The 19,999-nt window shown below is 70.9% G+C and carries 23 protein-coding genes; 14 read left to right on the plus strand and 9 right to left on the minus strand.

The window, feature by feature from the left end; all coding sequences use genetic code 11:
* Positions 1–16: 16 nt before the first annotated feature.
* From nifW to DFR41_RS16460, 9 genes are all read right to left on the minus strand, one after another.
* Complete coding sequence (nifW, locus tag DFR41_RS16420; RefSeq protein ID WP_114803496.1) at positions 17–355, minus strand: nitrogenase stabilizing/protective protein NifW; 339 nt, start codon at positions 353–355, stop codon at positions 17–19.
* A 6-nt stretch (positions 356–361) separates the two neighbouring features.
* The gene (gene cysE / locus DFR41_RS16425; RefSeq protein WP_114803612.1) at positions 362–1,123 is read right to left on the minus strand and encodes a serine O-acetyltransferase; all 762 of its coding nucleotides are present in this window, start codon (positions 1,121–1,123) and stop codon (positions 362–364) included.
* A gap of 26 nt (positions 1,124–1,149) precedes the next feature.
* On the minus strand, positions 1,150–2,304 hold the full coding sequence (nifV, locus tag DFR41_RS16430; protein ID WP_114803497.1) for a homocitrate synthase: 1,155 nt from the start codon (positions 2,302–2,304) through the stop codon (positions 1,150–1,152).
* A 520-nt stretch (positions 2,305–2,824) separates the two neighbouring features.
* Positions 2,825–3,160, minus strand: a complete 336-nt coding sequence (fdx, locus tag DFR41_RS16435) for an ISC system 2Fe-2S type ferredoxin (protein WP_114803498.1) — start codon at positions 3,158–3,160, stop codon at positions 2,825–2,827.
* Positions 3,161–3,180: 20 nt separating this feature from the next.
* Positions 3,181–5,055: a Fe-S protein assembly chaperone HscA gene (gene hscA / locus DFR41_RS16440; protein ID WP_114803499.1), complete on the minus strand. Its 1,875-nt coding sequence runs from the start codon at positions 5,053–5,055 to the stop codon at positions 3,181–3,183.
* A 195-nt stretch (positions 5,056–5,250) separates the two neighbouring features.
* Positions 5,251–5,574, minus strand: a complete 324-nt coding sequence (gene iscA / locus DFR41_RS16445) for an iron-sulfur cluster assembly protein IscA (RefSeq protein WP_114803500.1) — start codon at positions 5,572–5,574, stop codon at positions 5,251–5,253.
* A gap of 15 nt (positions 5,575–5,589) precedes the next feature.
* Positions 5,590–5,964, minus strand: coding sequence for an iron-sulfur cluster insertion protein ErpA (gene erpA / locus DFR41_RS16450; protein WP_114803501.1), 375 nt, complete (start codon positions 5,962–5,964; stop codon positions 5,590–5,592).
* 37 nt (positions 5,965–6,001) lie between these two features.
* Positions 6,002–6,454: a Fe-S cluster assembly scaffold IscU gene (gene iscU / locus DFR41_RS16455; RefSeq protein ID WP_017757534.1), complete on the minus strand. Its 453-nt coding sequence runs from the start codon at positions 6,452–6,454 to the stop codon at positions 6,002–6,004.
* Positions 6,455–6,509: 55 nt separating this feature from the next.
* The gene (locus DFR41_RS16460) at positions 6,510–7,754 is read right to left on the minus strand and encodes an IscS subfamily cysteine desulfurase (RefSeq protein ID WP_114803502.1); all 1,245 of its coding nucleotides are present in this window, start codon (positions 7,752–7,754) and stop codon (positions 6,510–6,512) included.
* Between the two features lie 318 nt (positions 7,755–8,072).
* Between DFR41_RS16460 and nifA the strand changes: the two genes are divergently transcribed.
* From nifA to DFR41_RS16530, 14 genes are all read left to right on the plus strand, one after another.
* The gene (gene nifA, locus DFR41_RS16465) at positions 8,073–9,785 is read left to right on the plus strand and encodes a nif-specific transcriptional activator NifA (RefSeq protein WP_244917776.1); all 1,713 of its coding nucleotides are present in this window, start codon (positions 8,073–8,075) and stop codon (positions 9,783–9,785) included.
* A 1,332-nt stretch (positions 9,786–11,117) separates the two neighbouring features.
* On the plus strand, positions 11,118–12,710 hold the full coding sequence (nifB, locus tag DFR41_RS16470; RefSeq protein ID WP_114803503.1) for a nitrogenase cofactor biosynthesis protein NifB: 1,593 nt from the start codon (positions 11,118–11,120) through the stop codon (positions 12,708–12,710).
* 61 nt (positions 12,711–12,771) lie between these two features.
* The gene (locus DFR41_RS16475) at positions 12,772–12,966 is read left to right on the plus strand and encodes a 4Fe-4S binding protein (RefSeq protein WP_017756852.1); all 195 of its coding nucleotides are present in this window, start codon (positions 12,772–12,774) and stop codon (positions 12,964–12,966) included.
* Between the two features lie 309 nt (positions 12,967–13,275).
* Complete coding sequence (locus tag DFR41_RS16480) at positions 13,276–13,686, plus strand: HesB/IscA family protein (RefSeq protein WP_114803504.1); 411 nt, start codon at positions 13,276–13,278, stop codon at positions 13,684–13,686.
* Between the two features lie 23 nt (positions 13,687–13,709).
* Positions 13,710–14,294, plus strand: coding sequence for a hypothetical protein (locus tag DFR41_RS16485; protein ID WP_114803505.1), 585 nt, complete (start codon positions 13,710–13,712; stop codon positions 14,292–14,294).
* On the plus strand, positions 14,291–15,103 hold the full coding sequence (locus tag DFR41_RS16490) for a 4Fe4S-binding leucine-rich repeat protein (protein ID WP_114803506.1): 813 nt from the start codon (positions 14,291–14,293) through the stop codon (positions 15,101–15,103). Before DFR41_RS16485 ends, DFR41_RS16490 begins: the two co-directional genes overlap by 4 nt.
* Positions 15,096–15,488 (plus strand): nitrogen fixation protein NifZ, encoded by a 393-nt coding sequence (locus tag DFR41_RS16495; protein WP_114803507.1) that lies wholly within the window; start codon positions 15,096–15,098, stop codon positions 15,486–15,488. The genes DFR41_RS16490 and DFR41_RS16495 overlap by 8 nt, the downstream gene beginning before the upstream one ends.
* Positions 15,485–15,820 carry a nitrogen fixation protein NifZ gene (locus DFR41_RS16500; RefSeq protein WP_114803508.1) on the plus strand — a complete coding sequence of 112 codons (336 nt, stop codon included), beginning with the start codon at positions 15,485–15,487 and terminating at the stop codon, positions 15,818–15,820. Before DFR41_RS16495 ends, DFR41_RS16500 begins: the two co-directional genes overlap by 4 nt.
* Entirely contained in the window at positions 15,817–16,221 is a 405-nt protein-coding gene (locus DFR41_RS16505) for a DUF3024 domain-containing protein (RefSeq protein WP_114803509.1), read from the plus strand. Before DFR41_RS16500 ends, DFR41_RS16505 begins: the two co-directional genes overlap by 4 nt.
* Positions 16,218–17,381 carry a cysteine desulfurase family protein gene (locus tag DFR41_RS16510; RefSeq protein ID WP_114803510.1) on the plus strand — a complete coding sequence of 388 codons (1,164 nt, stop codon included), beginning with the start codon at positions 16,218–16,220 and terminating at the stop codon, positions 17,379–17,381. The genes DFR41_RS16505 and DFR41_RS16510 overlap by 4 nt, the downstream gene beginning before the upstream one ends.
* 39 nt (positions 17,382–17,420) lie before the next feature.
* On the plus strand, positions 17,421–17,636 hold the full coding sequence (gene nifT, locus DFR41_RS16515) for a putative nitrogen fixation protein NifT (protein WP_114803511.1): 216 nt from the start codon (positions 17,421–17,423) through the stop codon (positions 17,634–17,636).
* Positions 17,637–17,643: 7 nt separating this feature from the next.
* Positions 17,644–17,904 carry a hypothetical protein gene (locus DFR41_RS16520; protein ID WP_114803512.1) on the plus strand — a complete coding sequence of 87 codons (261 nt, stop codon included), beginning with the start codon at positions 17,644–17,646 and terminating at the stop codon, positions 17,902–17,904.
* Between the two features lie 19 nt (positions 17,905–17,923).
* Positions 17,924–19,087 carry a DegT/DnrJ/EryC1/StrS family aminotransferase gene (locus tag DFR41_RS16525; protein ID WP_114803513.1) on the plus strand — a complete coding sequence of 388 codons (1,164 nt, stop codon included), beginning with the start codon at positions 17,924–17,926 and terminating at the stop codon, positions 19,085–19,087.
* A gap of 11 nt (positions 19,088–19,098) precedes the next feature.
* Positions 19,099–19,947, plus strand: coding sequence for an SIR2 family NAD-dependent protein deacylase (locus DFR41_RS16530; RefSeq protein ID WP_114803514.1), 849 nt, complete (start codon positions 19,099–19,101; stop codon positions 19,945–19,947).
* Positions 19,948–19,999 lie beyond the last annotated feature (52 nt).

Here is a 19,999-nt window from a genome sequence, read left to right on the forward strand (position 1 = left end):
GTCGGACCTCCGCGTCTCAGGCCGCCGCCCGCATGGGCAGCGTGCGCTTGAGGCTCTCCAGCGTGACGTGCTGCTTGCCGTCGACGTCCTGGAAGACCTTGAACACCTTCTCTTGCGCCGGCGTGGAGCTGACGAAGTCGCCATACGCGCGCTGCAGCAGGCCGCGGTAGGCGGTGAACATCTGCAGCTCGTCGGATGGGTCCAGCGACTGCTCCTGCCGGATGTACTGGAAGAAGCGCTTGAGGATGTGCAGCCGGCTCACGTTGACGACCTTCTGTTCGAAGGGCACGCCGAAGAACTGCAGGAAGTCCTCGGCCGACGAGAGGGCCTTGAGTTGCTGGAGGAAGTTTTCCATGGCTGCTTATGCCTCGCAGGCGGGTTGGGATGGGGGGGCGGCACACACGGCGTCGCAGTCGTGGCAGGCGGCGTCGTCGGTGCCGAGGCCGCGCTCGCGCTCGAGCTGGGCCACGCGGTCGAGCAGGCAGGCGATGGCCTTGCCCACCGGGTCGGGAATGAGGTGATGGTCCAGGTCGAAGCCGTGGCGTGGCCGGCGTCCGCGCGCCACCACGCGGCCGGGGATGCCCACCACCGTGGCGTCCGCGGGCACCGGCTCGATGACCACCGAGTTGGCCGCGATGCGCGCCCGGTCGCCGATGACGATGGGGCCGAGCACCTTGGCGCCCGCGCCCACGATCACGCCGCTGCCCACCGTGGGATGCCGCTTGCCGGGTGATCCGCTGGTGCCGCCGAGCGTGACGCCATGAAAGAGCGTGACGTCGTCGCCGATCTCGGCCGTCTCGCCGATCACGACGCCGCAGCCATGGTCGATGAAGAAGCGCTGGCCGATGCGCGCGCCGGGGTGGATGTCCACCTGCGTGAACCAGCGCGCCGCGAAGGAGATCCAGCGCGGCAGGTAGCGCCAGCCGCGGTGCCAGAGGGCATGGGCGATGCGGTGCAGGGCGATGGCCTGCACGCCGGGATAGATGGTCCACACTTCCATCAGGCTTCGTGCCGCCGGATCGCGCTGCAGCACGCAGCGCACGTCGCCACGCAGCAGCGTGAACCACGAGGCCGGGGCGGCCACGGCCGGCGAGGCAGTCAGGGCGTCGGCACTGGGTGGCATGGCGGGCTCCTCGTGTCGGTCGTTCGTCATGCGGCAAGCACGCCGGCACCGCCCTGCTGGGAGGCGCGCAGGAAGGCATGCAGCTCGTCCTGCGTGGGCGCGCGCTTGGCCTGTACCGCGTGGTGGCGGATGCGCGCGAGCAGTCGGCGGGTGAGCCCGTCGTCGTCCAGGGCGATGCCCAGCGCGCGGTAGGCGTGGCGCACGGCCTGCGAACCCGAATGCTTGCCCAGCACCGTGCGGCGCTCGCGGCCCACCTCGGCGGGGTCGAAGGCTTCGTAGGTGGCGGCGTTCTTGAGCAGACCGTCCACATGGATGCCGGACTCGTGGGTGAACACGGCCTCGCCCACGATGCTCTTGTTGAAGGCCACGCGCCGGCCCGAAGCCTGCTCGACCAGCTGCGAGATACCGACCAGCTGGCGCGTGTCGACGCCCGTCTCGCCCTGCTGCAAGTGGCGGGTGGCCATCACCACCTCTTCCAGCGCCGCATTGCCGGCCCGCTCGCCCAGGCCGTTGACGGTGGTGCTGGCGTGGGTGGCGCCGGCCCGCAGCGCGGCCAGGGTGTTGGCGGTGGCCAGGCCCAGGTCGTTGTGGGCATGGACCTCGATCTCCATCGCGTTGCCCACGGCTGTGCGCAGCCCGGCAATGGCCGCGTACGTGGAGAAGGGGTCGAGCACGCCCAGCGTGTCCGCATAGCGCACGCGGCGCGCGCCGTGGTCGCGGGCCTGGCACGCGGCGGCGGCCAGGAAAGCGGGGTCGGCGCGCGAGGCGTCCTCGGCACCGAAGGAAATGCTGCGGCCGGTGCGCGCGGCGGCGCCGATGATGCGGCCGATCTCCTGAAGCACCCAGTCGCGCGAGCGGCCCAGCTTGTGCTGCAGCTGGATGTCCGAGACCGAGATCGACAGGTGCACGATGTCGGCATCGCAGCGCAGCGCGGCGGCCAGGTCGGCCTCGGTCAGGCGGCCCCACACCATCAGTGTGGCGGGCCGGGCCTGCGCCGCGATGGCGTTGATGCAGGCGATCTCCTCCTCGCCCATGATGGGGATGCCGATCTCCATCTCCGGCACGCCGGCCGCGGCCAGGGCGTGGGCGATGGCGCACTTCTCCTGCACCGTGAAGGCGACGCCGGCGGTCTGCTCGCCGTCGCGCAGGGTGGTGTCGTTGATGACGGGGGGATGTGGCATGTCGTGGGTCCTTGCGAATGTCATCGCAAAGCGCGTGCCACGCGGAGATGAGCTTCAGAGTGGCGTTTTGTCGCGACCGATGTGACGAGCAGGACCCTGTGCCTGTAGCGAATGTGCTGTTTCGGACAGGACGCGGGTCCGTTCACGCCTTGCCGGTTTTCCAGGGCGCCGCGCGCCATCCGCATCGCATGAAGCCGGTGCGGCGCCAGGTTCGAATGGCCGCGGAGCAGGCCATGCCAGGGCACCCGAGGAACTGGCTTTGCCAGGCCTCGGGGTGCGCCCCCCTCCAAGCCGAAGGCGCAAGAGAGGGGGGAGCCGCGAAGCGGCATGGGGGGCTTTTCACTTCAGCGCCGCGCGCGCATCGCATGAAACCGGTGCGGCGCCAGGATCGAATGGCCGCGGAGCAGGCCATACCAGGGCACCCGAGGAACTGGCTTTGCCAGGCCTCGGGGTGCGCCCCCCTCCAAGCCGAAGGCGCCAGAGAGGGGGGAGCCGCGAAGCGGCATGGGGGGTGCCTTCTCTATTTCTCCCGCGCGTGGTTGCGCGTATGCCGGGGCAGCTCGATGGTCACGTCTGCGTCGCGCAGCTTCACGCAGCAGGCCAAGCGCGACTGGGCTTCCAGGCCCCAGGCGTTGTCCAGCTGGTCGTTCTCTTCGTCGTCCGGCGGCGCGAGCGAGGCGGCGCCCTCGCGCACATAGACGTGGCAGGTGGCGCAGGCGGCCACCATCTCGCAGGCATGCTCGATGGCGACGCCGGCCGCCAGCAGGCCTTCGCACAGCGAGGCACCGCGCTTGAGTTCGAGGACCCGGCCCTCGGGGCACAGATCGGGATGGGGCAGGACGCGGACCTGGGGCATGGCAGAAGGCTTTTGTGGGATCAGGCCAGCGTGTCCAGCGCACGGCCCGCCAGCGCGCGCTGGATCGAGGCGTTCATACGCTGGGCCGCAAAGGATTCGGTCGCGGCCGACAGGGCCGTGGATGCGGCCTTGAGCTCGGCCACGGCGGCCTGCGTCTCCAGCGCATCGGCCACGGTGAACATGGCTTGCCGGATCGCCGCCAGTTCGGCCGGCGACAGCAGCGCCGCATCCTGCGCCAGGGCCGATTCCGTGGCGTCCAGCAGGCGCCGTGCATCCACCTGCGCCTCGCGCAGCATGCGCAGTTGCATGTCGGCCTGCGAGGACCCGATGGCCTCCTGCAGCATGCCGGCGATCTGCGCGTCGGCCAGGCCGTAGGTGGGCTTGACCTCCACATGCGCCTCGACACCCGTGGTCAGTTCGCGCGCGCTCACCGACAGCAGGCCGTCGGCATCGATCTGGAAGGTGACGCGGATGCGTGCCGCGCCCGCGGCCGCCGGCGGAATGCCGTGCAGCGTGAAGCGCGCCAGCGACCGGCAGTCGGCCACCGATTCGCGCTCGCCCTGCACCACGTGCACGGCCATCGCGGTCTGGCCGTCCTTGAAGGTGGTGAACTCCTGCGCCCGCGCGGCCGGCAGCGTGGTGTTGCGGGGGATGACCTTCTCCACCAGCCCGCCCATGGTCTCCAGGCCCAGCGACAGCGGGCACACGTCCAGCAGCAGCCATTCGTCGCCGCGGCCGTTGCCTGCCAGCGCGTCGGCCTGCAGGGCGGCGCCCAGGGCCACGACCTGGTCGGGGTCGATGCTGCACAGCGGTTCATGGCCGAAGTGCTGTCGCACGGCCTCGCGCACCAGCGGCATGCGGGTGGAGCCGCCCACCAGCACCACGCCGCTGAGCTCATGCGCGCCGAGCCGCGCATCGCGCATCGCGCGCCGGCAGGCCGCCAGCGTGCGGGCGATGAGCGGCTGGCCCAGCTCGGCCAGTTGGGCATGCGTGAGGCGAGCCTGCCAGTGCCGCCCGTCCTGCACGGTCAGCGTCAGGGTGGCCTCGGGCGCGTCGCTCAGGGCCTCCTTGGCGCGGCGCGACTCGGCCAGCAGCGCACGCTGGGCCGCGGGCGGCAGGGCCGAGAGGCCGCCGAGCCCGTGCTCGCCGCAGAACCACTCGGCAATGGCGCGGTCGAAGTCGTCCCCGCCCAGGGCGGAGTCGCCACCCGTGGCGAGCACCTCGAACACGCCATGCGACAGGTGCAGCACCGAGATGTCGAAGGTGCCGCCGCCCAGGTCGTAGATGGCGAAGGTGCCTTCGCTGCCCTGGTCCAGCCCGTAGGCGATGGCGGCGGCCGTGGGCTCGTTCAGCAGACGCAGCACATTGAGGCCGGCCAGCCGGGCGGCGTCCTTGGTGGCCTGGCGCTGGGCGTCGTCGAAGTACGCGGGCACGGTGATCACCACGCCGGCCAGCGGGCCGCCCAGCGTGAACTCGGCCCGCTCGCGCAAGGCCGTGAGGATCTCGGCCGACACCTGCACCGGCGAGCGTTCGCCGGCCACGGTCGCCAGGCCCACCATGCCGGGGCCGTCGACGAAGTCGTAGGGCAGCCCGGCGGCCTCGGGCAGGTCGGCCAGCCGCCGCCCCATGAAGCGCTTGGCCGACACGATGGTGTTGCGCGGATCCTCGGCCTGCCGATCCCGCGCCTCGTGCCCCAGCGCCAGTCCACCCCCGGGCAGGTAGCGCACCACCGAAGGCAGCAGCAGCCGCCCCTCCTCGTCGGGCAGGCAGCGCGCCTGCGCGCTCTGCACCGTGGCGATCAGCGAATGGGTGGTGCCCAGGTCGATGCCCGCCGCCAACCGATGCTGGTGCGGCGCGGCGCTCTGGCCGGGTTCGGAAATCTGAAGGAGGGCCATGTCAATGTCTTCGGATGCTGCGCGCCACCAACGGCGCATGAAACTGCCTCACGGCCGCAGATCGAAAGGCCGCGGAGCAGGCCACGCGGGAGCACCCGCGGAACTGGCTTTGCCAGGCCGCTGGGTGCGCCCCCCCTCCAAGCCGAAGGCGCCAGAGAGGGGGGGGAGCCGCGAAGCGGCATGGGGGGGTGCCCTCTATACGGCGAAGCTCTCGCCACAACCGCAGTTGGCCTTGGCGTTCGGGTTGTTGAACTTGAAGCCCTCGTTCAGCCCCTCGCGCACGAAGTCCAGCTCGGTGCCGTCCAGCATGGCCAGGCTGCGCGCGTCCACGACCACGTTCACGCCCTCGCTCTCGAAGCACTGGTCGTCGTCGTTGAGCCGGTCGACGAACTCCAGGGCGTAGGCATAGCCCGAGCAGCCGCTGGTCTTGACGGCGAGGCGCAGGCCGATGCCGCCGCCGCGCTTGACCAGCGAGCGGGCCACATGCCGTGCGGCGGAGGGAGTCAGGGAGACGGTCATCGCCAGGGCTCCCGCTCAGACGGAGAAGGACGAGCCGCAGCCGCAGGTGCTCTGGGCGTTGGGGTTGTGGATCACGAAGCGCGAGCCTTCCAGCCCCTCCTCGTAGTCCACCTGGGCGCCCAGCAGGTATTGCTGGCTCATCGCGTCCACCACCAGGGCCACGCCCTCGGTGACCACGGTGGTGTCGTCCTCGGCAATCTGGTCGTCGAAAGCGAAGCCGTACTGGAAGCCCGAGCAGCCGCCGCCGGTGACATACAGGCGCAGCTTCAGGGCGGGGTTGCCTTCCTCCTCGATCAGCGAGGCCACCTTGGCGGCGGCGCGGGACGTGAATTCGAGCAGGGCGGGCATGGCGATCGGATCGACCGTGGGGTTGAGGGCGATGGCGTCCATCGGGTTCTCCTTGGAAAGGGGCGGGAAAAAAGGGGATTCAGTGGCGGCCGGTGCTGGCGCAGGCCGGCTGCTCGGCCAGCACCTGGGCCTCGGCCGCAGCGGCCTGCCGCGTGGCCTGGCGGGCGCGGAAGTCGGCCACGGCGGCCTTGATGGCGTCCTCGGCCAGGATGGAGCAGTGGATCTTGACGGGCGGCAGGGCCAGCTCTTCGGCGATCTGCGCGTTCTTGATGGCCAGCGCCTCGTCCAGCGTGCGGCCGCGCACCCACTCGGTCACCAGCGAGCTCGACGCGATGGCCGATCCGCAGCCGTAGGTCTTGAACCTGGCGTCCTCGATCACGCCGTCGGCGTTGACGCGGATCTGCAGGCGCATCACGTCGCCGCAGGCCGGCGCGCCCACCATGCCGGTGCCGACGTTCTCGTCGCCGGCCTCGAAGGCGCCGACGTTGCGGGGGTTCTCGTAGTGGTCGATGACCTTGTCGCTGTATGCCATGAAGCCTTGCTCCGTGTCGAAGGTTGGAAGAGGAGGGTCGTCAGGAGGCGGTCGCTCAGTGCTCGGCCCACTGGATGGAATCGAGATCCACGCCGGCCTGCACCAGGTCCCACAGCGGGCTCATGGCGCGCAGGCGCTGCACCACCTCGCGCACCTGGGCGACGGTGGCGTCGATCTCGGCCTCGGTGGTGAAGCGGCCGATGGAGAAGCGCACCGAGCTGTGGGCCAGCTCGTCGCTGCGGCCCATGGCGCGCAGCACGTAGCTGGGCTCCAGGCTGGCGGAGGTGCAGGCCGAGCCCGAGGACACGGCCACGCCCTTGATGCCCATCAGCAGCGATTCGCCCTCGACATAGTTGAAGCTCACGTTGAGGTAGCCGGGCGCGCGCCGCTCGGCATGGCCGTTGAGGGCCACCGCCTCCAGCGTGCGCAGGCCGTTCCACAGCCGCTCGCGCAGGGCCAGGATGCGGGCGTTGTCGGCGGCCATCTGTTCGCGCGCCAGCCAGAAGGCCTCGCCCATGCCCACGATCTGGTGCACCGGCAGAGTGCCCGAGCGCATGCCGCGCTCGTGGCCGCCGCCGTGCATCTGGGCGTCGAGCCGCACGCGCGGCTTGCGGCGCACGTACAGCGCGCCGATGCCCTTGGGGCCATAGAGCTTGTGGGCCGACAGCGACATCAGGTCCACCGGCCATTGCGCCAGGTCGATGGCGATCTTCCCGGCGGCCTGTGCGGCATCGACGTGGAAGAACACGCCGCGCTCGCGGCACAGCGTGCCCAGCGTGGTGATGTCCTGCACCACACCGGTCTCGTTGTTCACGGCCATCACCGAGGCGAGCACCGTGTCGGGCCGCAGGGCGGCGGCGAAGCGCTCCAGGTCCACCAGGCCGTCGGCGTCGACCGGTAGCACCGTCACTTCATAACCCTCGCGCTCCAGCTCGCGCATGCTGTCGAGCACGGCCTTGTGCTCGGTGGCCACGGTCACCAGGTGGCGACCCTTGCCGGCGTAGAAGCGGGCCGCGCCCTTGATGGCGAGGTTGTTGGACTCGGTGGCGCCCGAGGTCCACACGATCTCGCGCGGGTCGGCATTGACCAGTGCGCAAACTTGTTCGCGAGCCAGTTCCACCGCCTCCTCGGCGGCCCAGCCGTAGGCGTGCGAGCGGCTGGCGGGGTTGCCATAGATCTCGCTGAGGTAGGGCAGCATGCGCGTGGCCACGCGGCGGTCCACCGGCGTGGTGGCGGCGTAGTCCAGGTAGATGGGACGCGCGGGGCGGGCGTTGGCTGTGTCGCGGGGAAGGTCGGACATGGCGGGCTCCTGGTGGGCTAGACGCCAGTGCTTTTGCAACATCGGTGCCACGCCCGAATCGCACGAAAGCCCACTCCCGATGGGGTCCGCGGGCGATTTTTTTGTTGGATTTGTGCGCTGGATCAAGGTAAGGCGCGGCGGGCCATGTCCCGTTTGTCGTGAATGTCCGGCACGCGTCGCGACGGTGCATCCGGGGCTGTCACAGCGTTGACGAATAGGTATGTTTCTTGCGAAGAAGCCGACAAAGCCGACGTGCCCGCGCCGATCGGTAACGGGCCGGCCGGTGGGTGGTACGGACGGCGGAAAGCGAGGTTCCCCATGATGGTGATTGCACGTTCCAAGGAAGCCCAGACTCGCCGCGAGCTGGACGCGGTCTACGAGGTCAGCAAGACGCTGTCCGCTTCGCTCGACGTGGGCAAGACCTTCCGCGAGGCGCTCAACTACCTGCTGCATGCCTTCGACTGGCGCCGCGCTTTCGTGGTGCTGGGCGAGTCGGGCGGTCCGTTGCGGGGCCTGTGCTCGGCCGGGCTGTCGCAGGAGGAGCGGCAGCGCCTGGTGTTCCGCGTGGGCGAGGGCATCGTGGGCCGCGTGTTTGCCAGCGGGGTGCCGGCCATCGTGCCCGACGTGCATGCGGAGCCGCTGTTCCTCAACCGCACGGGCGGCGGCGATGGCCTCGACAGCATCGCCATGCTGGCCATGCCGATCCGCGCCGACCGCCGCACGCTGGGCGTGGTGGCCATGCAGTGCGTCAACAACGGGGGCACGCGCGTGTTCGCCGAAGACCTGCAGCTGCTGCGCATGGTGGCCACGCTGATGGGCCAGGCGCTGCTGCTGCAGCGCAGTGTGGCCGCCGGCCACGACAGCATGCAGGACGAGGTGCGTCGCATCCAGAAGGCGCTCAAGCCGCAGCACCGCATCGACCATGTGGTGGGTGTGTCGGCGCCGATCCAGTCGGTGTTCGAGCAGGTGCACCAGGTGGCGCCCGCGCGCACCACGGTGCTGCTGCGCGGCGAGAGCGGCACGGGCAAGGAGGTGATCGCGCGTGCCATCCACAGCCTGTCGCCGCGGAGCGAGGCGCCCTTCGTCTGCGTCAACTGTGCGGCGCTGACCGAGTCGCTGCTGGAGAGCGAGCTCTTCGGCCACGAAAAGGGCTCCTTCACCGGCGCGCAGGGCCAGCGCAAGGGCCGCTTCGAGATGGCGCACGGTGGCACGCTGTTCCTCGACGAGATCGGCGACATCTCGGCTTCGTTCCAGGCCAAGCTGCTGCGGGTGCTGCAGGAGCGGCAGTTCGAGCGGGTGGGCGGCGGCACGCCGGTGAAGGTGGACGTGCGGCTGATCCTGGCGACCAACCGCAACCTCGAGCGGATGGTGCAGGCCGGCGAGTTCCGCGCCGACCTGTACTACCGCATCAACGTGGTGAGCATCCAGCTGCCGCCGCTGCGCGAGCGGCGCGAGGACATCCCGGCGATGGCGCAGCACTTCCTGGACCGCTTCAACCGCGAGAACGGCCGGCGCATGCGCTTCGATCCAGGTGCCATGCGGGTGCTGAGCAGCTGCTACTGGCCGGGCAATGTGCGCGAGCTGGAGAACTGCGTGGAGCGCACGGCGACGATGACCCATGCCGAGGTGATCAGCGACCTGGCCTTTCCGTGCCAGGGCAACCGTTGCCTGACGCAGGTGCTGCACCACATCGAGCGCGAGGACGCGGTACGGCCAGGGCGGCCGGTGGACATCCCGATCACCGAGGTGCCGGCCCTGCCGACGCAGCCCGCCATGCCACCGCAGCCGGTGCTGCCGGCCGAGCCGCTGGCGGCGGCTGCTGCGCCCTCGGCACCGATGCCGGCCGAGGCCGTGGCGGCGGGCGGTCCGTCGGGTCTCAGCGACAAGCCCGAGGGTGAGCATGCGCGCCTGATCTGGGCCATGGAGCATTGCGGATGGGTCCAGGCCAAGGCGGCGCGGCTGCTCAAGATCACGCCGCGCCAGATGGGCTATGCGCTGCGCAAGCATGGGATCGAGGTGAGGAAGTTCTGAGCGGACTGGGGCGGTAGCGGCTTGGGCGAAGGTGCTGTCCGTGGGCCCTGGACGAAGCGCCCGGCCTGGGGCGTGCGGCCTGGGCGCCCAGCGGCCGCGTCCCTCGTTGGGAAGGTGCGAACGAACCCGTCATGCCCGCTCGTGCTGCGAAAACACGCCCACTCCGCGTCGCAAATGCTCGCCATAGCCCAAGCTATGGCTGCGCTTTGCTCCTTGATTGGCCGCGTTTTCGCAGCCCGCTCGGCCACGCCGGATTCATTCACACCTTCCTGACGCTCGGGCAACCTGCGGTGCTCGCCGGATGAGCGCGCGGCGTAACTCGCTGCGCTGCCTGACGGCAGCTCCGCTCAAACAAACGCCGCGAGTCAGTCACAACCGGCCCGCGGGGGCCGCGGGCCTCGCTCATCCGGCTGCGCTCCTCGGCGCGTCCACAGGGCGCCCAGGCCGCACACCCCAGGCCGGGCTTGTGGGGAGGTGATCTTCACGCCCGCTCTTGGCAGTCACCCGCGTTCGTCGCTGGCTCCTCAGCTCAAGGCCGCAGAAGCCAGAACAGCGGCATCAGCAATGGCATAGCGAGCGCATGGGCCCGGCCGCGCCACAGGCAGACGCACACGCACAGATTCGTATGCAGGTGCAGGTGCGGGGGCGGGCGGGGCGGGGGCGGCAGCGCAGTGCGCGACTGCGGTCGCTGATCCGCGAGCAGTGTTGTGTGGCGGCCATGTCTTGAGCGGGCGGTAATGGGCGAAGGTCACGCTACACCCCGAGCCTGGCTGGCCCCGGCGCCCAGGGCGGCCCCTCAGGCTGCGCCGAGGAGCGCAGCCGGATGAGCGAGGCCCGCGGCCCCCGCGGGCCGGTTGTGACTGACTCATGGCGTTTGTTCGAGCGGAGCGCGTCAGCGCGCAGCGAGTTACGCCATGCGCTCATCCGGCGAGCACCGCAGGTTTCCCGAGCGTTCAGCGAGGGACGCAGCATGTGGGGCCGCCCTGGGCGCCGGGGCCAGCCAGGCGCCCGCCCAGCGTCAACGGTAAACGCTGCGACCCAAGCCAGCCAGGCGCCCGCCCAGCGGCAACGGTAGAGGCCGCCTCCGAAGCCAGCCAAGCGCCCCAACAGCGCCAGCGTTAGAAGCACGACCCAACACCCCTTTGTCGCAACGCCAACACACCCAACGCGACACACATCAAACCCTGTCGCAACCCCGCCAGACAAACGCTCCAAAACCAACGCGAAACCGTGCAAAACCCAACGCTGGAGCGCCACAACCGCGTGGCATGTTTTTGGCAGTAGGGACCCCGTACGCGGCCAAGTCGGGCCGCCATCCCGCGAGGTCCATCCATGCAGCAAGCCAGCCCAGCCAGCACCATGCCCGCCACCACCTACGTCGGCATCGGGCAGATCAAGCCACTCGGCGCCAAGTTCGAACTGCCCGATGCGGGCGGCGGCTGCGGCACCCACGGGGGTGAAGGAAAGGCCAGCTGCGGCTCTTCGGGCGGGCCCGACGACATGCCCGCCGAGATCTGGGAGAAGGTCAAGAACCATCCCTGCTACTCGGAAGAGGCGCATCACCACTACGCCCGCATGCACGTGGCCGTGGCGCCCGCATGCAACATCCAGTGCAACTACTGCAATCGCAAGTACGACTGCAGCAACGAAAGCCGCCCCGGCGTCGTCAGCCAGAAGCTCACGCCCGACCAGGCCGTCAAGAAGGTGCTGGCCGTCGCCAGCGAGATCCCGCAGATGACCGTGCTGGGCATCGCCGGCCCCGGCGACAGCCTGGCCAACCCGGCCAAGACCTTCGACACCATGCGCATGCTCCACGAGCAGGCGCCCGACATCAAGCTGTGCCTGTCCACCAACGGCCTGGCCCTGCCCGAGCAGGTGGACGAGATCGTCAAGTACAACATCGACCACGTCACCATCACCATCAACATGGTGGACCCGGCCGTGGGCGAGAAGATCTACCCCTGGATCTTCTGGAAGCACAAGCGCGTCACCGGCTACGAGGCCGCGAAGATCCTGCACGAGCAGCAGATGAAGGGCCTGGAGATGCTCACCGCCCGCGGCGTGCTCACCAAGATCAACTCGGTGCTCATCCCCGGCATCAACGACGAGCACCTGATCGAGGTCAACCGCGAGGTCAAGAAGCGCGGCGCCTTCCTGCACAACATCATGCCGCTGATCTCCGAGCCCGAGCACGGCACCGTGTTCGGCCTCACCGGCCAGCGTGGCCCCACGGCCCAGGAACTCAAGGCCGTGCAGGACGCCTGCGCCGGCGGCGCCAACCTCATGCGCCACTGCCGCCAGTGCCGCGCCGACGCCGTGGGCCTGCTGGGCGAGGACCGCAGCGAGGAGTTCACCCTCGACAAGATCGAGGAGATGGAGGTCGTGTACGACCTCGATCGTCGCCGCGCCTACCAGGAGAAGGTGGAAACCGAGCGCCAGGCCCAGCACGATGCCAAGCAGGAAGCCCTGGCCGAAGCGGCCAACCTGGGCGTGGCCGACGACCTGAAGGTGCTGGTCGCCGTGGCCACCAAGGGTGGCGGTCGCGTCAACGAGCACTTCGGCCATGTGACCGAGTTCCAGATCTTCGAGGTCAGCCGCAGCGAGGCCCTGTTCGTCGGCCATCGCCGGGTGGATCTGTACTGCCAGGGCGGCTTCGGCGACGACGAGCAGCTGCCGTCGGTGGTGCGCGCCATCAACGATTGCCATGCCGTGCTGGTCGCCAAGATCGGCGCCTGCCCCAAGGACGAGCTGTCGTCCGCCGGCATCGAGCCGGTGGACCAGTACGTCGGCGAGTTCATCGAGAAGGCGGCGCTGGCCTGGTTCAACGACTACCGCGCCCGCATTGCCAGCGGCGCGCTGGTGCACCAGGACCGCGGCGATGCCGCCATCCGCCAGGGTGCCTACACCGCGGCGCAGGCCGCCTGAGCGAGGCGCCGCACGCCGCTTCATCCACTCCCCCACTAGCTAGCAATCCACGAGGAAAGCCATGTCGCTGAAGATCATCGCCTCCACCTGCACCGGCTGCTCCGCCTGCGAGCCCGAATGCCCCAACGTCGCCATCCGCGAGAAGGGCGGCATCTTCGTCATCGATCCCAAGAAGTGCACCGAGTGCGAGGGCCACTACGACGAGCCGCAGTGCATCGCCGTGTGCCCTGTGGACGGCTGCATAGTCAAGGCGTAACCCGCCAGGCTGCGCGCTTCGCGCTCCGCCACCCCCCCAAGGGGGGCACCGCCTGCGGCCCGGCAAAGCCGGTTCCGCGGCGGTCGCTGGCGTGGCCTGCTCCGCGGCCTTTCGATGCGGGTCGTGCGCGTGGTGCCGGCGATGCGGGTGCTGCAGGTAGTGCGCGTAGTGCGGGCGATGCGGGTGGTGCGGGTGGTGCGGGTAACGCGCTTGCCGCGGTCTTGCCGGCGCATCGGCGCGGCCTATGCGTTGCGCGCCCGCCCACTTGGCCTGATCTTTTTTCTTCATCCACCACAGAGACCTTTGACCATGGTTCCCAGCCTCACCCTCACGCCCGCCGCCGAGAAGTTCGTGCGGCGCATCCTGCGCTTTTCGGGCCTGCCGGCCACGGCGGGCTTCCGGCTGGTCGTCAGTGCCGGCGGCTGCTCGGGCTTCAACTCGGAGTTCAGCGCCGAGGCCGCGCCCCAGCCGGGCGAGTCGGTGCTGGAGGTGGGGGAGGGCCTGCGCCTGTTCCTGCCCGCCGAAAGCCGGCTGCTGCTCGACGGCGTGACCATGGATTTCGTGGACACGCCCACCAAGTCGGGTCTGGCCTTCATCGACCCCAAGCAGGCGCCCTGCGCCTGCAGCAGCAGCGGCGATGTCGCCGCCACGCCGCCCGGCGTGGCCCGCATCGACGTGGGTTCCATCGGCCGCGGCCGGCCGGCCACGCTGACGCACTGAGCCCAGGCAGCGGAGCAGCGGCGATGAACGCGATGGGCCTGGGCTTCGACGATGGCGGGATGGCGGCCTTTGCCGATTCGGCACTGGGCCATGGCCTGCCGTCCGAGCCCGCCGCGCTCATCGCCAGCGCCGGCCTGCTGCGCCATCGGCCCGAGCAGGCACTGCCGCTGCTGGAGCGCGCCCGCGCGCTGGCACCGCGCCACCCGGTGCCGCTGATTGCGCTCTACCGCTTCCATTTCTACGGCCACGACCTGGAGCGCGCCAAGGCGGCCGGCGAAGACGCGCTCGCCGTCGCCCGCACCGCCCTCGGCCCCGACTTCGGCGACCGGCCACCCACCGACGACGAGGCGCGCCACGACGCCGCGGTGCGCTTCTACCTCTTCACCCTCAAGGGCCTGGCCTATCTCAACCTGAGGCTGGGCGAGTTGGAGGAGGCCCGGCTGATGCTGGGCGAGCTGCGCCGGCTCGACCCGGGCGACCGCGTCGGTGGGGCCCTGCTGGCGCATGTGCTGCAGCGGCACGAGGCGCTGGCCGCCGGCCTGATCGACCCTGCCGAAGGGCCTGGCGCCTATCCCGCCTACGGCTGGGGGCCGGAGGTCCGTTCATGACGGCCGACACCACCAGCCCGGCCGCGCGGGCCCCCGCCGGTGACATCGCGCCGCTGTACTGGCGCGGTGGCCCGGTCGACTGCGGCCGCTGCCCCCACCGTGCGCTGCGCGGCCGGCCCGAGCCGCACGGCTGCGAGCCCGGCCATGCCTGCATGCAGGACGCCTACGCCCGCCGCATCGACCGCTTCTTCCGCTGGCATCCGCGGCTGGCCGACGGGGAACTGGCCCATCCCTACTTCGAAGTGCGTGCCATCGCCGCGCGCCATGCCAGCCTGTTCCGGCTGCCTGCGCTGATCGAGGACCCGGACGAGACCGTGCGCCTGCAGGTCGCCCTGCGCCTGCCCCAGGGCCAGCTGGTGCGGCTGATGCACGACCCGCACCGCGAAGTGCGCATCCGCGTCGCCCAGCGCCTCGAGGGCGGCGCCCTGGCGGCGATGCGCCACGACCCCGACTACGGCGTGCGCGAGCTGGTCGCGCGCCGCCTGCCCCTGGCGCTGCTGGCCACCCTGGCGCGCGACGCCGACCGCAGCGTGCGCATGCGGGTGGCCCAGCGCCTGGAGATGCCGGCCCTGCTGGGCCTGGCCGCCGATGCCGAGCCCGAAGTGCGCCGCATCGTGGCCGAGCGCCTGCCCGCGCCGCTGCTGGCGCGGCTGGTGGACGACGAGGACTGGCGCGTGCGCTGGGAGGTGGCCCTGCGCGCCGCACCCGAGGCGGTGCGCCGCCTGCTGGACGACGCGGACCCCGAGGTGCGCCGCGCCGCTGCCGAGCGAATGGCGGGACCGCCCGCCCAGGGAGTTGCCCATGGCTGACATCAACCGCGACGACGAGCTCATCGAGGTCGCCTTTCCGCCCCGCTTCAACTACGGCGAGCGCGTCATCGCCCGCAGCGTGATCCGCAACGACGGCACCTACAACGGCAAGGACATCGGTGAAGTGCTGGTCAACAAGGGCGACATCGGCTACGTGACCAGCATCAACACCTTCCTGCAGCAGTTCTACATCTACGCGGTGGACTTCGTGGACACGGGCCACCGCGTCGGCATGCGGGCCAAGGAGCTGTGCACGCTGGACCACCTGCCCGAGGACGTGCTGGCCCGCCTGGGCGTGGATGCCCAGACCCTGCACGCGCTCGGCCGTCCGCAGCAGCCCGCAGGCCACACCGACCCCTCGTCCCTTCCGGAGAACGCCCCATGAACACGCTGCCCGCCGACGTCGCCGCCTTCGCCGAACCCCGCGCGCCCGAATACGGCTGGGGCCTGCGCGTGGTGGCGCTGGACGACCTGCTCAACGACGGCAGCCATCCCGAGCTGGACGAGGGCGCCGTGCTGGCGCCGCAGGGCGCGGTGGGCGAGATCGTCAACATCGGCCACTCCACCGAGACCAACGAGCCCATCTACCTGGTCGAGTTCGGCCGTCGCGTGGTGGGCTGCTTCGAGGAAGAGATCGCGCCCGCGCCGGCCGGCCTGCTGCCGGAGGACGACGAGCCCTCCGAAGCCGCTGCCGCCGCGACTTCACCTCAGCCATGAGCCCATCCATGGCCTGCAGCCTGCCCATGCCCGAGAGCCCGACACCGCCCCGTGGCGGGGTGGCCGACTTCCTCCTGCACCGCCTGGAGCGGGCGCTGCGCGAGCGGGCGCGCTACCGCTACGTGCGCCCGAGCGTGTTGCCCGACGGCCCGGGCTACCGCATCGAAAGCCCCTGCTGCTCGCGCAATGTGGATGCAAACGGCGGCGTGATCGACATCGCGCGGCTGCAGCCCGCAGCGGATGCGGCCGCCCTGGCCCTCGCACACAAGGGCCAGGCCCTGTGGCAGCTGCAGGCCCGCGACCATGCCGCCGGCTGCTGGGCCGAGCCCGGCCCGGCCGCGCCGCTGCCCGATTTGCTGGCGCAACTGTGCGCCGACACCGAACGGGTGTACTGGCCATGACGATTTACCTGGACCACAACGCCACCACCGCGCCCGCACCCGAGGTGTTGTCCGCCATGTGGCCCGTGTACGAGCGGCTCTGGGCCAATGCCTCGTCGCAGCATGCGCCGGGGCAGGACGCGCGGCGCGCGCTGGCCGCCGCCCGGGCCACGGTGGCGCGGGTGTTGCGCTGCAAGCCCGCCGAGGTGATCTTCACCAGCGGCGCCACGGAGGCCAACCACCTGGCCGTGCGCGGGCTGCTGGCGGCGGCGCCCGCCGGTCGCACGCGGGTGCTGTTCAGCGCCGTCGAACATGCCGGCCATCTGCGGCTGGCCCGGGCCCTGGCCGAGGCCGGCGTGCCGGTCGAACTGCTGCCCGTTCTGCCCGACGGCCGCCTCGACCTGCAGGCCGCCGCCGAACGCATCGGGCCCGACGTGGCGCTGGTGTCCCTGATGGCGGCCAACAACGAGACCGGTCTGCTCATGCCCGTGGCCGAGGTGGCCGCGCTGGCCGGCGCGGCCGGCGCGCGGCTGCATGTGGATGCCACCCAGTATGTCGGCAAGCTGCCCTTCGGCTTTGATGCCTGCGGTGCCGACGCCGTCTCCTTCTCGGCCCACAAGTTCCACGGCCCCAAGGGCGTGGGCGCGCTGCTGCTGCGCCAGGGTGTGCCGTTCTCGCCGCAGACCCTCGGCAGCCAGGAGCGCGGCCGACGTGGCGGCACCGAGAACCTGCCCGGCATCGTGGGCCTGGCCGCCGCCCTGGAGCGGCTGGGCGACGACGCGGCGATGCAGGCCGAGGCCGCGCGCCAGGCCGAACTGCGCGACACGCTGGAGACCGGCCTGATGGCCGCGCTGCCGGGCGCGGTGCACGTGTGGGGCCGCGGCCTGCCGCGCCTGCCGGGCACCAGCTACCTGCGCGTGGGTTGCCTGTCCGCCGAGGTGCTGCTGCAGCGCCTGGAGCGTCTGGGCATCGCCGCCTCGGCCGGCGCGGCCTGCTCCTCCGGCGGCAGCGAACCCTCGCATGTGCTGCGCGCCATGGGCGTGCCGGCCGACGAGGCCCTGGCCGCCGTGCGCCTGTCGCTGGGCCAGGGCAGCCAGGCGCCTGACATCCATGCATTGCTTGCCGGCCTGCCGCGCCTGCTGCGGCCGCTGCTGCAGGAAGCGCAGGCCGCCGCGGCCTGACCCCGAATCCCGTCCCTCACCGAACCTGGAAGCTCACCGATGAAAGTCATGATCCGCAAAGACAGCAAGGGCCTGCTCTCGGCCTATGTCCCCAAGAAGGATCTGGAAGAACCCATCGTGTCGATGGCTCAGCCCGGCATGTGGGGCGGCCTGGTCACGCTGGGCAACGGCTGGCAGCTGGATCTGCCCGCCATGCCCGAGGGCACCACGCTGCCGGTGACGGTGGAAGCCCGCCGCATCGCCGCGGACGAGTGAGGCGGCCATGGCCCTCACCAGCGAACAACTGCGCACAGCCTGCGAGGTGGTGGGCGCAGCGCCGACGGTGCGCGACGCCGCGGCGCTCTGGCGCGCCCGCCATCCGGAGGTGCGCGCCATCGTGGTCGATGCGCTGGACATGCGGGGCGAGACGCCGGCCCTGCAGCTGGGCGCGCGCAACGTCTACCTGGCCGCCAGCCAGGGCCATTGCTGGCACGTCACCGCCCGGCCCGAGGAGGCCACGGTGCTGATCCTCACCCAGAACTGACCGTCGCAGGAGCACCTCCATGGACATGGAAGCCATCGGCCTGGCCGAACCCGACTGCGGCCCGCGCGAGATCGAGCTGGTCAACGCCGTGCTCGAGGCCGCCCGCTGGGGCGACGGTCCCATGCTCGCCTCCTTCGAGCAGGCCTTTGCCGGCTGGGCCGGCCGCGACCACGCGGTGGGCGTGGCCAGCGGCACGCTGGGGCTGTGGATGGTGCTGCGGGCGCAGGGCATCGGCCCCGGCGACGAGGTGGTGTGCGCCGCCCACACCTGGCATCAGATCGCCCAGGCCATCACGCTCGCCGGGGCCACGCCCGTCTTCGCCGACATCGACTACTGGAGCGGCTGCCTCAGCCCCGAGAAGGCGGCGGCGCGCATCGGCCCGAAGACCCGCGCGCTGCTGGCCGGCAACACCAACGGCCATCCCGCCGCCTGGGGGCCGCTGCGCGAGCTGGCGACGGCGCACGGCATCGCCCTGATCGAGGACAGCACCGAGGCCCTGGGCTCGCGCTACCGCGGCCAGGCGGTGGGCAGCTTCGGCGATGTGGCGGTGTTCGACTTCTCCGCACCCTCGGCGCTGTGCACGGGCGAGGGCGCCATGCTGGTCACCGACGACGAGCACCTGGCGCACGAGCTGCGCTACCTGCGCCAGCGCCGGCTGTCCGACCGGGGCTCGGTGTCGGTGGGCGCGCGCGTGCCGCTGCAGGCCGGCATGAGCGAACTCACGGCCGCGCTGGGCCTGGCGCAGCTGGCGGGCCTGGACGACCGGCTGGCCGTGCGCAAGCAGGTGGAAGCCTGGTACCACGAGCAGATGCAGAGCTTCGAAGGCATCAAGCCGCCCTACCTGGGCGAGGACGTGGACGAGGTGCACTGGATGCTCTACGTCGTGCACCTGGGCAAGCGCTTCACCGCCAGCGCCCGCACCCAGATGATCGAGGACCTCGCGGCCTGCGGCATCGAAACCGCGGCCTACAGCCATCCGCTGCACCAGCAGTTCTTCTACATGAACGCGGGCGACGCCATCGGCCGCAAGCGCGGTGTGCTTCCCGACACCGACCGCATCGGCGACCGCGCCCTGGCGCTGCCCCTGCACACGCAGCTGGACGCGGACCAGGTCAAGTACATCGTCAAGACGCTCAAGGACACCGCCACCAACGTGGGTGCCGGAGCGGCGATCTATCTCTGAAGAGGACACCCATGACCGACCTGATCCAAGACCTCGCCGGCCGGCTCGATGCCGGCGCACTGATCCCCTACATGGGCCCCGGCATGCTCGCCCTGTGCAACGACGCGAAAGTGCCCGGCACCTCGCTCGCCCTGGCCGAGATCATGACCGCCAAGGTCAGCGTGCCGCACAAGATCCGCAAGCGGCTCACGCAGGCGGCGCAGTTCATCGAGAACTTCAAGCACCGCAAGTCGCTGGTGTCGATCATGGACGAGGCCTTCGCCGCGACACCCCAGCCCTCGGCCCTGCATGCGGCGCTGGCCGCCAGCGGTGCGCCCCTGTGGATCGACACCTGGTACGACGACACCTTCGGCCGCGCGCTCGCCATGGCCCGGCCCGAGGGCGGCTGGGTGCGTATCCAGGGGCTCTCGCAGTCCGAACATTTCGGCCAGTGGACGGGCGTCTATGCGGACGATGGCGAGCACCTGGCCGAGCTGCCCGCCGAACCAGTCCGCGTGCTCTACCAGCCCATCGGCAGCCGTCGGCCGGTCAGCAACTACCTGGTCTCGGACAGCGACTACGTCGAGGTGCTGACCGAGATCGACATCCAGACACCCATCCCCGCCATCGTGCAGCAGCAGCGCGCGGGGCGCGGCTTCCTGTTCGTGGGCTGCCGCTTCGACGACCAGCTCACGCGCAGCTTCGCGCGGCAGATCATGAAGCGCTCCGGCGACCGGCACTGGGCCGTGCTGCCCGAGCCGCCCACCCGCATGGAGGCGCGCTTCCTGGAAGAGCAGGGCATCGAGCGCATCGCCATGCCGTTGCCGGACTTCGCCGATGCGCTGGTGCAGGCGCTGGCGCCGGCCGCGCTGGCGGCCTGAGCCACCTGCACCCTGCATCGAGCGCCGGCTGGTCCGCGACGGTATCCGCCTG

Origin of the sequence: Pseudacidovorax intermedius, from assembly GCF_003350475.1 — a bacterium.
In the GTDB taxonomy this organism is placed as follows: domain Bacteria; phylum Pseudomonadota; class Gammaproteobacteria; order Burkholderiales; family Burkholderiaceae_C; genus Xenophilus; species Xenophilus intermedius.

Coding starts and splice junctions, on each gene's coding strand:
- DFR41_RS16500 (WP_114803508.1), top strand. CDS start 15,485: ATGAACACGCTGCCCGCCGACGTCGCCGCCTTCGCCGAACCCCGCGCG.
- iscA (WP_114803500.1), bottom strand. CDS start 5,574: ATGACCGTCTCCCTGACTCCCTCCGCCGCACGGCATGTGGCCCGCTCG.
- cysE (WP_114803612.1), bottom strand. CDS start 1,123: ATGCCACCCAGTGCCGACGCCCTGACTGCCTCGCCGGCCGTGGCCGCC.
- DFR41_RS16480 (WP_114803504.1), top strand. CDS start 13,276: ATGGTTCCCAGCCTCACCCTCACGCCCGCCGCCGAGAAGTTCGTGCGG.
- fdx (WP_114803498.1), bottom strand. CDS start 3,160: ATGCCCCAGGTCCGCGTCCTGCCCCATCCCGATCTGTGCCCCGAGGGC.
- hscA (WP_114803499.1), bottom strand. CDS start 5,055: ATGGCCCTCCTTCAGATTTCCGAACCCGGCCAGAGCGCCGCGCCGCAC.
- iscU (WP_017757534.1), bottom strand. CDS start 6,454: ATGGCATACAGCGACAAGGTCATCGACCACTACGAGAACCCCCGCAAC.
- DFR41_RS16510 (WP_114803510.1), top strand. CDS start 16,218: ATGACGATTTACCTGGACCACAACGCCACCACCGCGCCCGCACCCGAG.
- DFR41_RS16460 (WP_114803502.1), bottom strand. CDS start 7,754: ATGTCCGACCTTCCCCGCGACACAGCCAACGCCCGCCCCGCGCGTCCC.
- DFR41_RS16490 (WP_114803506.1), top strand. CDS start 14,291: ATGACGGCCGACACCACCAGCCCGGCCGCGCGGGCCCCCGCCGGTGAC.
- DFR41_RS16525 (WP_114803513.1), top strand. CDS start 17,924: ATGGACATGGAAGCCATCGGCCTGGCCGAACCCGACTGCGGCCCGCGC.
- nifV (WP_114803497.1), bottom strand. CDS start 2,304: ATGCCACATCCCCCCGTCATCAACGACACCACCCTGCGCGACGGCGAG.
- erpA (WP_114803501.1), bottom strand. CDS start 5,964: ATGGACGCCATCGCCCTCAACCCCACGGTCGATCCGATCGCCATGCCC.
- DFR41_RS16475 (WP_017756852.1), top strand. CDS start 12,772: ATGTCGCTGAAGATCATCGCCTCCACCTGCACCGGCTGCTCCGCCTGC.
- nifT (WP_114803511.1), top strand. CDS start 17,421: ATGAAAGTCATGATCCGCAAAGACAGCAAGGGCCTGCTCTCGGCCTAT.
- DFR41_RS16505 (WP_114803509.1), top strand. CDS start 15,817: ATGAGCCCATCCATGGCCTGCAGCCTGCCCATGCCCGAGAGCCCGACA.
- nifA (WP_244917776.1), top strand. CDS start 8,073: ATGATGGTGATTGCACGTTCCAAGGAAGCCCAGACTCGCCGCGAGCTG.
- nifW (WP_114803496.1), bottom strand. CDS start 355: ATGGAAAACTTCCTCCAGCAACTCAAGGCCCTCTCGTCGGCCGAGGAC.
- DFR41_RS16520 (WP_114803512.1), top strand. CDS start 17,644: ATGGCCCTCACCAGCGAACAACTGCGCACAGCCTGCGAGGTGGTGGGC.
- DFR41_RS16530 (WP_114803514.1), top strand. CDS start 19,099: ATGACCGACCTGATCCAAGACCTCGCCGGCCGGCTCGATGCCGGCGCA.
- DFR41_RS16485 (WP_114803505.1), top strand. CDS start 13,710: ATGAACGCGATGGGCCTGGGCTTCGACGATGGCGGGATGGCGGCCTTT.
- nifB (WP_114803503.1), top strand. CDS start 11,118: ATGCAGCAAGCCAGCCCAGCCAGCACCATGCCCGCCACCACCTACGTC.
- DFR41_RS16495 (WP_114803507.1), top strand. CDS start 15,096: ATGGCTGACATCAACCGCGACGACGAGCTCATCGAGGTCGCCTTTCCG.